Annotated in this window: 6 protein-coding genes; 4 read left to right on the top strand and 2 right to left on the bottom strand. The window is 49.1% G+C overall.

Going from position 1 to position 12,530, the window contains the following annotated elements; genetic code table 11:
• The first annotated feature begins 101 nt into the window (after positions 1 to 101).
• The 4 genes from parE to EKO24_RS02110 all read left to right on the top strand — a co-directional run bounded on the left by parE (position 102) and on the right by EKO24_RS02110 (position 5,969).
• Positions 102 to 1,994 carry a DNA topoisomerase IV subunit B gene (gene parE / locus EKO24_RS02125; protein WP_127027060.1) on the top strand — a complete coding sequence of 631 codons (1,893 nt, stop codon included), beginning with the start codon at positions 102 to 104 and terminating at the stop codon, positions 1,992 to 1,994.
• An 834-nt stretch (positions 1,995 to 2,828) separates the two neighbouring features.
• A complete protein-coding gene (uvrC, locus tag EKO24_RS02120) occupies positions 2,829 to 4,670 on the top strand; it encodes an excinuclease ABC subunit UvrC (RefSeq protein ID WP_127027059.1) in 1,842 nt (613 codons plus the stop codon).
• Positions 4,660 to 5,223 carry a CDP-diacylglycerol--glycerol-3-phosphate 3-phosphatidyltransferase gene (gene pgsA, locus EKO24_RS02115; RefSeq protein WP_127027058.1) on the top strand — a complete coding sequence of 188 codons (564 nt, stop codon included), beginning with the start codon at positions 4,660 to 4,662 and terminating at the stop codon, positions 5,221 to 5,223. The genes uvrC and pgsA overlap by 11 nt, the downstream gene beginning before the upstream one ends.
• Positions 5,224 to 5,372: 149 nt before the next feature.
• Positions 5,373 to 5,969, top strand: a complete 597-nt coding sequence (locus EKO24_RS02110) for a TetR/AcrR family transcriptional regulator (RefSeq protein ID WP_127027057.1) — start codon at positions 5,373 to 5,375, stop codon at positions 5,967 to 5,969.
• Between the two features lie 373 nt (positions 5,970 to 6,342).
• Here the strand turns inward: EKO24_RS02110 and EKO24_RS02100 are convergent, their stop codons facing one another.
• On the bottom strand, positions 6,343 to 7,785 hold the full coding sequence (locus EKO24_RS02100; protein ID WP_127027056.1) for a glutamate synthase subunit beta: 1,443 nt from the start codon (positions 7,783 to 7,785) through the stop codon (positions 6,343 to 6,345).
• Between the two features lie 35 nt (positions 7,786 to 7,820).
• A complete protein-coding gene (gene gltB, locus EKO24_RS02095) occupies positions 7,821 to 12,440 on the bottom strand; it encodes a glutamate synthase large subunit (RefSeq protein ID WP_127027055.1) in 4,620 nt (1,539 codons plus the stop codon).
• Between the last annotated feature and the right edge of the window lie 90 nt (positions 12,441 to 12,530).

Genomic DNA, 12,530 nt, shown 5'->3' with positions numbered 1-12,530 from the left:
AAGGTACAAGGTGCAAGGTAAAAGGTGGAAGGCCTTGTATCTTGTACCTTTTACCTTGCGCCTCATTATATCTGAAATTGAATTGTGAGTGATTAGGAAGTATGAGTAACGAATACAACGCGGCTGCAATCGAAGTGTTAAGCGGATTGGAGCCGGTGCGAAAGCGTCCCGGCATGTATACGGACACGACAAGACCCAACCATTTGGTACAGGAAGTTGTTGACAATAGTGTCGATGAAGCGATGGCCGGTCATGCTACGTCGATTGACGTGGTTTTGTATAAAGACGGCGCGGTACAGGTTAGCGATAACGGCCGCGGTATGCCGGTCGATATTCATCCGGAGCAGGGTATTCCGGGCGTCGAGGTGATTTTGACCCAACTGCATGCGGGCGGAAAGTTTTCCAATAAGAATTACCAGTTTTCCGGCGGTTTGCATGGCGTCGGCGTCTCGGTTGTTAACGCGCTGTCGGCCAAGCTGGAAGTGGAAGTTAAGCGGAACGGCAAGGTTTACCGGATGGAGTTTGCCGATGGCGACAAGCAAACGGAGTTGCTCGAAACCGGCGCAGTCGGTAAAAATAATACCGGAACGACGGTTCGGTTTTGGCCGAACGAAAAATATTTCGACTCCAACAAAGTCTCTGTCGCAAAGCTTAAGCATGTGTTGCGTGCGAAAGCGGTTTTGTGTCCGGGTTTGAAAATATCTCTGAAAGTCGATCAAACCGAGGAAGAGTATGTTTGGTGTTACCAGGACGGTCTCAAGGAATATTTGCTCGACCGTATCGGCGATATTGATTTTTGCCCTGAGCAGCCGTTCATGGGCAGCATGGCCGCAAATCATGAAGCTGTCGAGTGGGGCATTGTTTGGGCGATTGAAAATCCGCCGGAAGTGCTGGCCGAAAGTTATGTGAACCTGGTGCCGACCGCGCAAGGCGGAACTCACGTCAACGGCTTGCGGGCAGGCTTGACCGAAGCGATGCGCGAGTTTTGCGACATCAGGAATATCCTGCCGCGCGGCGTTAAAGTCGCGCCGGAAGATGTCTGGGAAAACTGCCATTTTGTATTGTCGGTCAAATTGGAAGATCCGCAGTTTTCAGGACAAACGAAGGAAAGGCTCAGTTCCCGCGAGTGCGTGGCTTTTGTGTCCGGCGTGGCGAAAGACAGTTTCAGTCTATGGCTGAACCAGAACCCGGCCGAGGGCGAGAAAATCGCCGAAGTGATTATTTCCAGCGCGCAAAAACGGCTGCGGTCCAATAAAAAAATCATCCGCAAAAAAATCACCGCCGGCCCCGCCTTGCCGGGCAAGTTGGCCGATTGTTCGGCGCAGGATATTGGGCGAACCGAATTGTTCCTGGTCGAAGGGGATTCGGCCGGTGGTTCCGCCAAACAAGCGCGGGAACGGGACTTTCAGGCGATTATGCCGTTGCGCGGCAAGATTTTGAATACCTGGGAAGTGGAGTCCAACCAAGTGATGGCGTCGCAGGAGGTTCACGATATTGCCGTGGCTTTGGGCATAGAACCGGGTTCTTCCGATTTGCAGAACCTGCGTTACGGCAAGGTTTGCATTTTGGCCGATGCGGATTCCGACGGTAATCATATCGCCACGCTGATCTGCGCTTTGTTTTACCAGCATTTCAAATCGCTGGTCGAAGCCGGCCATGTTTTTGTCGCAATGCCGCCGCTGTACCGGATCGATGTCGGCAAGCGGGTGTTTTACGCGCTGGATGAAGCCGAACGGCAGGGCGTGCTGGATCGCATTGCTGCCGAAAAGCTCAAAGGCCAGGTCAATGTGCAGCGTTTTAAAGGTCTAGGTGAAATGAATCCCAGCCAGCTCAGGGAAACCACGATGAACCCGGATACGCGCAGGCTGGTGCAGTTGACGGTAGCCGAGGATGACGACACTACGGGGCAGCTTGATTTATTGCTGGCTAAGAAACGCTCGCAAGATAGGAAAGTATGGCTCGAAACCAAAGGGAATTTGGCGGATATTGTTTGATGTAGCGTTTGTATGCACCAACGGCGACATGAAGGAATATAACTTGGTGTCGTCGGAGGTGAAAAATCTTGGTGCGGTTCTTATTATGACCGATCGCTACCGTATTGAAAGGCGGATTTTCCTGTCAATGCTTAGTATGTTGCGGGATATGTTAAGAGCGGTTGGTTTAACGTATAAAGCGGATGCTAATTCCTGTTGCGCTAAAGTTGGGCAGTAGGATAAGAGTGAACCATTAAGCAATCGCCGGAACTGGATGAAATAAGGATAATATTTCCATATTCGGGATGATTACTGCACTTGGCGGCAAGTATTCCTCCATGTTCAACCCTTTCGACTTCATCGTAAATCTTATCGGAGATGTCTACGTATTGCTGTACTGTAAGTGGTGTTATCTTTATATCTTTCATCCAGATAGTCTCTATTAGATTAAATGAAAATGGGGATATGGATGGTTTTGTTTATGGAAAATTTAATCTAACATAGGTAGTGGTAAGTAATCACTTACATGAGTGAAATAAAAAGCTTACTTTGCGAAAAAATATAAAACCTCAATCAGAGTTGGTTAAAGATGATTCTTGCCGAGTATAATGACTATGTAGTGGATTTTGATCAGAAATTGCCCGAGTGACCGGAAATTAACAGGTTTTCATTCTGGAAAATGTTGAGCTGGCAAATTGCAGCAATTGTCTTAATACATGATTTAAGCGTCGTTACGGTAAGTACAAACGATTTTAGTGCGTGTGGAGAAAGCTTTAATTCACTTTGCAAGCAGATAAGGAATGTAGCCTATTGCATGATGAATTTTGTACTGCGCGTATGTTATCAGGATAAAGTGTGAGTTCCGAGTTACCAGAAAACAGTTTTGACGTAAAAGCGTTTTTAAAAAATCTGACTACGCGCCCCGGCATTTACAAGATGCTTAATGATCAGGGCGAGATTATTTACATTGGCAAAGCCAAGAATCTTAAAAACCGCGTTTCCAGCTATTTCAGAAAACCGTCCGCTTCGACTAAACAGCACCGGATGGTGCCGAAAATAGCGGGTATTGAAGTTACTGTAACTCATACCGAAGGGGAAGCATTGCTGTTGGAATGCCAGCAGATCAAGCGGCATAAGCCCCAATACAATATCTGTTTAAGGGACGATAGATCTTATCCTTATATTTTCTTATCGACCGAACATGATTTTCCCCAGATTACCCTGCATCGGGGTGCAAAAAGAAAAAAAGGGAGGTATTTCGGGCCTTATCCAAGCATCGGTGCAATTAAGGAGAGTCTTAAGCTATTGCAACGGATTTTTCAGGTCAGACAGTGCGATGATTCAATTTACAATAATCGTTCCAGACCTTGTTTGCAGCATCAGATAGAGCGTTGTACGGCTCCGTGCGTCGGCTTAATCGATAAAGCCGCTTATGCGAAGGATGTTGAAAACACGATTATGTTTCTGGAAGGCAAGGGCGGGCTGCTGATCGATCAGTTGATTGTTAATATGGAGGAAGCGTCCGCTAAACTCGAATATGAGCAGGCTGCCATTTTCAGGGATCAGATTGTAAAATTGCGCACTGTGCTGGAAAAACATTTTGTGCTCGGCGAGCGGGGCGATGTGGACATCATCGCTTGTGCGGCTAAAGCCGGCGTGGCTTGCGTGCAGGTATTTTTTATTCGTAACGGGCAGCATTTGGGAAACAAAGTATTTTTCCCGAAAATAACCGACGAGTACGATGCGGCTGCGATCATTCAGGCGTTTATTCCTCAATATTATATGGATAAGCAAGTGCCTCATGAATTGATTGTCAGTCATCAGCCGGAAGAAACCGATTTATTAAGGGAAGTGCTGGCGGCTCAGGCAAAGCATGCGGTGGCTATTTCCCATAATGTCAGGGGCGAGCGCTTAAAATGGTTGCAAATGACCTGCACCAACGCCGAAAATTCACTCCAGAGTAAGCTAGCCGATAAGCAGGGAATTTATACCCGCTTCCTCAGCTTGCAAGAAGAGTTAGGCTGCAAGGAGCTGCCGAAACGCTTGGAATGTTTTGACATTAGCCATACCCAGGGTGACCAGACAGTTGCGTCCTGCGTAGTCTTTGACCGGGAAGGGCCGGTAAAGTCGGCTTACCGGCGATTTAATATTGAAGGCATAACCGGCGGCGATGATTATGCGGCCATTCATCAAGCGGTATTCAGGCGTTTTAAACGTTTGAAGCAAGGCGAACATGCGGCTCCGGATATATTGCTGATAGACGGCGGCAAAGGCCAAGTTCATCAAGCGCAAAAGGCATTGGAGGAATTAGACGTAAACAATGTTATGATAGTCGGTGTTTCGAAAGGGCCGGATAGAAAACCCGGCATGGAAAAGCTGATACTGGTGGATCAGGAGCAGCCAATAGATATAAATCCTGGCGCTAGCGGTTTGTTGTTAATCCAACATATTCGCGATGAAGCGCACCGGTTCGCTATAACCGGACACAGGCAACGCCGAGGTAAGGCTAAAAAACAATCGCCGATGGAAACTATTCCGGGGTTAGGGCCTAAGCGGCGGCAGACGTTATTAAAACAATTTGGGGGCTTGCAAGGTATTTCACAGGCTGGTGTGGATGCTCTTTGCAGTGTAGACGGCATCAGCCGTCATTTGGCACAACGGATTTACGAACTATTTCATCATCAAGATGATAATTGAATTTAACATACCGACAAATCTGACACTGTTAAGAATTGCGTTAATACCGCTATTAACCGTGGTTTTTTATCTGCCTTGGGCATATTCCAATGTCGCTTGCATGCTGATTTTCCTAGCGGCCGGAGTTACTGACTGGTTGGACGGCTATCTGGCCAGAAAAATGCGTTTGGAAACGCCTTTCGGGGCTTTTTTAGACCCTGTCGCGGATAAGCTGATGGTGGCCATGGTTTTGGTATTGATTGTTCAGCAACAGGCCAGTCCGTATTTGGCAATACCTGCCGCAATCATTATCGGCAGGGAAATAACCATTGCCTCGCTTAGGGAATGGATGGCGGAGATAGGTCAGCGGGCGCACGTCAAGGTTTCTCAATTAGGCAAATGGAAAACGACGGCTCAAATGTTGGCGATCGGCATGTTGTTATATCGCGAGGATTTATTCGGCATACCGGTAAATTATTGCGGTTACGGTTTGTTGTACGTGGCGGCCATATTGACATTATGGTCAATGATTAATTATTTAAGTGCGGCAATGGCAGTGTTGTCCGCAAAATAAGTTTTATACCCAAAGAGGGCATAAGTTTCGTTTGAGCGGACAAGCCGCTCGGCTCAGCTTAATATTTGTGGGTCTACGGGCGTAGGCCATTTGAATTTTCACTCACTTACAAATAACACAGCGCATTGAATCAGCTGTAAAAGAAGAACATGGATCAGGAAATAGAAAATATTCAGGTAGAATCGGAAGTGCAGCATGAGATATTGCTGGCGGCTTTGAAGCTGTTCGTAGAAAAAGGCTATTTCAATACGTCTTTAATCGATATTAAAGATGCGGCAGGAACAAGCACAAGCACAATCTATCAGCACTTCAAAACAAAACAAATGATTGCGGCGCAGTTGCATGCGAATATTCTCGACAGCTTAAGCATCTCTATTGATGAAATAAAATGTAAGAATGAGAAGCCGTCCGAGCAGTTGCGAGGCATAGTCGATTTGTTATTTAAGTTGACCGATGAGGCCCCGGATGTAATGCGGTTTTTGTTGATCTTGAATGTCAACGAGTTTCTGCCGGAAGCGAAGCCGCTGCATGAGTCCGTAGCCTTTATAAAGATCATCAGGATTATTGAAGCTGGCGTCAAAGCCGGCGAACTCCGCAGCATCACACCCCGGCTAGGTTATGCACTGTTCTTCGGCATCATAGAGAATGTTTTGAAATTGGTGCTGACCGGCTTTTTTGACCGGAAAGCCGATTTTTATCAATCGCAAGCTTGGCTTGCCGCCTGGAATGCAATAGTCAAAAAATGATGTTGAATTTTTAGATGAAAGTGCCGGCTTAGTTATTTTTATATCGCAAAAAGTTATGCGTACTAAATATTGCTTATACCCAAAGGGCATAAGTTTCGTTTGAGCAGGCAAGCTGCTCAACTCAGCTTTATACGAACAGGAAGGAAATGATGGGTGAGGTAGTTCCGTTTAAACGCCCTAAACCATCGCAATTACATAAAGGCAATACGCTATGCCGCAGCAATTTCCATAAATGGGAAGTTTTGAAAGAGAAACAGTTTGATGTGAAGCAGGGGAAGTTGATTACCGTCTATCAATGTAAACGCTGTGGGAAGATAAAATCTAAAGCGCTTTAGCGGCAATTGCCGCTAAAGCGCTTTTTTTGCGTAGGTGATTATCTAGGTAGTTCCGTGCTTCCCATCAGGAACTCATCTACCGCTCTGGCTGCTTGCCGGCCTTCGCGTATTGCCCAGACTACCAGCGATTGTCCGCGACGTCCGTCGCCCGCAGCAAATACTTTATCGACCGATGTGCGATATTGCTTGTCGTTGGCTTTGATATTGTTACGTTCCAGTTCAACGCCCAGCTCTTTTAACAAGCCTTCGTGTACCGGGTGAACAAAGCCCATCGCTAAAAATACAATATCGGCTTCCAGAGCGAACGCGCTGTCGGGCTTTTCATTCATTTTCCATTGTCCGCCTTCTTGTTTCCATTCGACTTCGACTACGTTCAGATGGGTGATTTTGCCGTCTTTACCGGTTACGCTTTGCGTGTTAACGCTCCAATAACGCTTTTCGATACCTTCTTCATGCGAAGAAGTGGTGCGCAGTTTATTGGGCCATAGCGGCCAGGTAAGCAGCTTGTTTTCTTTCTCGGGCGGTTGCGGCAAAATTTCGAGCTGTACGACGGAGGCCGCACCTTGACGAATCGATGTGCCGATGCAGTCGGAGCCGGTATCGCCGCCGCCGATCACCACCACGCGTTTATCCGTCGCGCTGATGATTTCCTCTTCAGGGATGACGTCGCCAGCATTGCGCTTGTTTTGTTGACGTAAAAAGTCCATCGCGAAATAAACGCCTTGGTATTCATTACGTCCGGACACTTCCAGGTCGCGCGGCTTCTCGGAGCCTACTGCTAAAACCACTGCATCGTATTCGGCAAGGATTTTTTGCGCGGGAATGTCGGTGCCGATATGGCTGTTGGGTCTGAATCTGACTCCTTCGGCCTGCATTTGCGCGATGCGGCGGTCGATGTGCGATTTTTCCATCTTGAAATCGGGGATGCCGTAGCGCAATAAGCCGCCGATACGGTCGTTTTTCTCATAGACCACGACTTCATGTCCGGCGCGGGCCAGCTGTTGGGCGCAGGCTAAGCCCGATGGGCCTGAGCCTATGACTGCAACGCGCTTGCCGGTACGTTTTTCCGGAATTTGCGGCTTTACCCAGCCCATTTCCCAGCCTTTGTCGATAATGGCGCATTCTATCGATTTAATAGTCACCGGTTGTTCTTGCAAGTTCAATGTGCAAGCTGCTTCGCAAGGAGCAGGGCAGATGCGTCCGGTAAATTCCGGAAAGTTATTGGTGCTGTGTAAGACTTCCAGTGCTTGCTGCCAATTTGTTCGATAAACGCCATCGTTCCAATCAGGAATAATGTTATTGACGGGGCAGGCTTGATGGCAAAAAGGAATGCCGCAGTCCATGCATCTTGAGCCCTGCTGAGCCACCTCGGTTTCACTAGGGGGTAGCGTAAATTCGCGATAATGCTGGATACGATCGCTCGGAGATGCGTAATGCCGCTCTGTGCGTGGTAGTTCCATAAACCCGGTTGGTTTACCCATTTTTAATACCTTCTACTTAAATAGTTTCGCAACGATTATGCAGTTGCGCTAGCTTGTTCTGCTTGGATTTGTTTGAGCGCTTCACGGTAATCGACCGGCATGACTTTAACAAAGCGCGGCAAATAATCCTGCCAATTATCCAGAATATGTTGCGCTCTGGCGCTGTTGGTGTAACGCTTATGATTTTCAATGAAATGCTTTAAACGTTGAGCGTCAAAACGGGTCATATCCGACATCAGGTGGACCCTGCCATGGGTTTCCATATCGCCGCCTTGATGTGCGATGGCTTCCAGCATGTCGTCTTCAGCAGGGATAGGTTCGATTTCGACCATCGCCATATTGCAGCGTTTCTCAAAGCTGCCGTCTTCATCGAGCACGTAAGCCACACCGCCTGACATACCCGCCGCGAAGTTGCGTCCGGTCTGCCCAAGCACGATAACAACGCCGCCGGTCATATATTCGCAGCCATGATCGCCTACGCCTTCGATGACGGCGATAGCGCCCGAGTTACGTACTGCAAAGCGTTCTCCGGCAACGCCGCTGAAATAGCATTCGCCGTTGATGGCACCGTACAGCACCGTGTTGCCGACGATAATATTTTCAGCCGGTGTAATAGGGCAGTCTTTAGGCTGGTAAATGGCGATACGGCCGCCGCTCATGCCTTTGCCGACATAATCGTTGCCTTCGCCTTCAAGTTCAATGCTGATGCCTTGCGCTAAAAATGCCCCGAAACTTTGTCCGGCCGTACCTTTAACTCGGATGGCAATAGTGTCGTCAGGCAAGCCTTTATGCCCGTAACGCTTTGCAACCTCGCCGGACAGCATTGCGCCGAAAGTACGGTTAATGTTGTGGATAGGCGTTTCGATGACTACCGCTTGTCCGTTTTGCAACGCTGGCTGGGCCTGGGCAATCAATGCATGGTCCAATGCCTGATCCAAACCGTGGTCTTGTTTTTCGGTGTTGTAAACGGCAGTGTTGTTGTCAATCTCAGGTTTATAGAAAACACGGCTATAGTCCAAGCCCTGCGTTTTCCAATGATTAATTGAACGTTTCATGTCCAATTTGTCCGAGCGGCCTATCATTTCATTGATTGTACGGAAGCCCAGTTTTGCCATCCATTGACGCACGTCTTCCGCGACCATGAAGAAGTAGTTGACTACATGCTCCGGCTGGCCGGTAAAACGCTTGCGCAGTTCTGGGTCTTGCGTCGCAACGCCGACTGGGCAGGTGTTTAAATGGCACTTACGCATCATTAAACAACCTGAAACAATCAATGGCGCAGTCGCAAAACCGAACTCGTCGGCACCCAGTAATGCGCCGATGACTACGTCGCGACCGGTGCGCAGACCGCCGTCAACTTGTACGGAAATACGTCCGCGCAGTTTGTTCAGCACCAGCGTTTGATGGGTTTCGGCAAGGCCGATTTCCCAAGGCAAGCCAGCATGCTTGATAGACGTCATTGGGCTTGCGCCGGTGCCGCCGTCATAGCCGGAAATGGTCACATGATCGGCATGGGCTTTGGATACGCCTGCGGCAACAGTGCCGACGCCAACTTCGGATACCAGCTTGACGCTGATTCGCGCTTCGGGATTGACGTTTTTCAGGTCGTGGATCAGCTGCGCCAAGTCTTCAATCGAATAAATATCATGATGCGGTGGCGGTGAAATTAAGCCTACGCCGCGCGTCGAATGACGTACCCGGGCAATAACCGCGTCGACTTTATGTCCGGGCAACTGTCCGCCTTCGCCCGGTTTCGCACCTTGGCTGATTTTAATTTGGATGTCGTCGGCATTAACCAGGTATTCAGTGGTCACGCCAAAACGGCCGGAAGCGACTTGCTTGATTGCCGAACGCATCGAATCGCCGTTGGGTAACGGCTTGAAGCGTTCAGGGAGTTCTCCGCCTTCACCGGTATTGGATTTGCCGCCGATGCGGTTCATCGCAATAGCCAGAGTCGTGTGGGCTTCATAGGAAATTGAGCCGAACGACATCGCGCCTGTCGCAAAGCGTTTGACGATCTCTGCTGCGGGTTCGACTTCGTCCAATGGAATCGGCGTTTCGGATTCTTTAAACGACATCAAGCCGCGCAATGTCAACAAGGCTTCGTTTTGCTCGTCGATTAGACGGCAGAACTCGGAATATTTCTCATAGCTGTTGCTGCGCGTTGCATGCTGTAAAGTGCTGATGCTTGCGGGCGTCCAGGTATGCGCTTCGCCGCGTAGACGATAGGCGTATTCCCCGCCAATATCCAAAGCATCGCGGAACAACGGCGCCTTGCCGAATGCAACTCGATGACGGCGAGCGGTTTCTTCGCTGATTTCCGCTAAACCGGCGCCTTCGATTGTGCTGGTCGTGCCGGTGAAATAGCGATTCAAGAAAGGTTCCGATAAACCGATTGCGTTAAAGATTTGCGCGCCGCAATAAGATTGATAAGTCGAAATGCCCATCTTGGACATGACTTTCAATAGGCCTTTGGAGATCGCTTTGATATAACGTTTGTGCGCTTCATATTCGCTCAGATCGGCGATGTTTTCGCATAAACCTGACAGCGTGTCGAACGCAAGGTAAGGGTTAACCGCTTCTGCGCCATAGGCCGCCAACAGCGCAAAATGGTGAACTTCACGCGCTTCGCCGGTTTCTACAACCAAGCCGACTTTAGTGCGCAAACCTTCGCGGGTCAGGTAATGGTGTACGGCGGAAGTTGCCAGCAGGGCAGGGATCGCGATATGTGCAACATCCAGGTCGCGGTCGGACAGTGCCAAAATATTGTTGCCTTCTTCAACAGCCTGCTTTGCTGCAAGGCAAAGTTTATCAAGTGCCGCTTCCATGCCGCTTGCGCCCAAATCGGATGGGTAGCAAAGCGTCAGGGTTTTGGTTTTGAATACGCCGCCGGTACGTGTTTCGATGCGGCGAATTTTTTCCAAATCCTGATTGGTCAAAATGGGTTGTTCGACTTCCAGGCGCATATGCGTGCCGCCTTCGTCCAGTCCCAATAAATTAGGACGCGGACCGATCAGTGAAACCAACGACATGACCAGCTCTTCGCGAATAGGATCGATAGCCGGGTTAGTGACTTGCGCGAAGCCTTGTTTGAAGTAATCGTACAGTAAGCGCGAGCGTTCCGATAATACCGCCAACGCGGCATCAATACCCATTGAGCTGATAGGTTCCTGGCCGGTTTGCGCAATCGGTTTTAGGATGAATTCAATATCTTCGCGGGTATAGCCGAAAGCTTGCTGTCTATCTAAAAGCGTGCGTGCATCCGGGGCCATCGCGGAAATTTCGGGCGGCAAGTCGGCGAGCAAGATTTGAGTTTTGCTCAACCATTCGGAATAAGGATGGCATGCAGCCAAGTTGGTTTTTAATTCTGCGTCATCAATAATGCGGCCTTGCTCGGTGTCGATCAGCAGCATTTTGCCTGGCTGTAAACGCCATTTTTTGATGATTTTGTGTTGGGGTACTTCGATGACGCCCATTTCCGATGCCATGATCACGATATCGTCATCGGTGACCAGATAACGCGCCGGGCGCAAGCCGTTGCGATCCAGAGTTGCACCGATTTGACGGCCATCGGTAAAGGCAATTGCGGCAGGACCGTCCCAAGGTTCCATCAAGGCGGCGTTATATTCATAGAACGCGCGCAGTTTCTCATCCATTAGCTCGTTGCCGGCCCAGGCTTCCGGGATTAACAGCATCATCGCGTGGGCAAGTGAATAGCCGCCCGCTACCAATAATTCAAGGGCATTATCGAAACACGCCGAATCGGATTGCTCTTCGTTAATCAGCGGCCATAATTTTTGCATGTCATCGCCCAATATCTTGGACGCTATCGAATGGCGGCGCGCCGCCATGCCGTTGACATTGCCGCGCAAGGTGTTGATTTCGCCGTTATGAGCGATCAGGCGGAAAGGGTGTGCCAAATCCCAAGTCGGGAAGGTGTTGGTGGAGAATCGTTGATGCACCAACGCCAAGGCGCTGACCATGCGTTCATCGTTTAAATCCGCATAAAACGATCCGACTTGGTCTGCCAGCAGCATGCCTTTGTAGACTATTGTGCGCGATGACAATGAGGGCATGTAGAAAGCGTGTCCGTGATCGAGATTTAAATCGCGCACGGTATTTTCGACTTGTTTGCGAATTACAAACAATTTGCGCTCGAAAGCGTCCTGGTCAGGGCAATTCTCGCCACGGCCAATAAAGATTTGCCGTATAAATGGTTCAACTAGTTTTACCGATTCACCCAGTGTGCGGTTATCAACCGGTACATCGCGCCAGCCCAGCAGCACGGCTTTTTCTTGCGCAATAATATCCGTTAATAATTTTTCGCAAGTGCTTCGGTTGGCGGCATCGCGCGGCAAAAATACCATGCCGGCGGCATAATCGCCGATTGACGGAAGCGTTATATTTAATTTATCGCACTCACCGCGTAAAAAAGCGTCGGGCATTTGAATCAAAATGCCAGCGCCATCGCCCGCATGTATATCGGCACCGACCGCGCCACGGTGGGTCAGGTTTTTAAGTAATTCCAAGCCCTGACGTACGATTTCATGGCTTTTTTGACCTTTTATATGAACGATAAAACCCACGCCGCATGCATCGTGTTCATTGCGTGGATCATATAAACCCTGTCTGGTCGGTAGCATACTTTGACTCATTGTCACCTCTAAAAAATATTACAAAAGGGTCGTTATCCTCTAACTTAAATAACCCTCGTTGCGTACCTGCTTTGATGGAGTCATCAAGGC

It is taken from the genome of Candidatus Methylobacter oryzae (assembly GCF_003994235.2).
GTDB classification, from domain to species: Bacteria; Pseudomonadota; Gammaproteobacteria; order Methylococcales; family Methylomonadaceae; genus Methylobacter_A; species Methylobacter_A oryzae.
This window is presented reverse-complemented; position numbering and strand designations above follow the sequence as displayed.

Coding starts and splice junctions, on each gene's coding strand:
- EKO24_RS02100 (WP_127027056.1), bottom strand. CDS start 7,785: ATGGGTAAACCAACCGGGTTTATGGAACTACCACGCACAGAGCGGCAT.
- parE (WP_127027060.1), top strand. CDS start 102: ATGAGTAACGAATACAACGCGGCTGCAATCGAAGTGTTAAGCGGATTG.
- EKO24_RS02110 (WP_127027057.1), top strand. CDS start 5,373: ATGGATCAGGAAATAGAAAATATTCAGGTAGAATCGGAAGTGCAGCAT.
- pgsA (WP_127027058.1), top strand. CDS start 4,660: ATGATAATTGAATTTAACATACCGACAAATCTGACACTGTTAAGAATT.
- gltB (WP_127027055.1), bottom strand. CDS start 12,440: ATGAGTCAAAGTATGCTACCGACCAGACAGGGTTTATATGATCCACGC.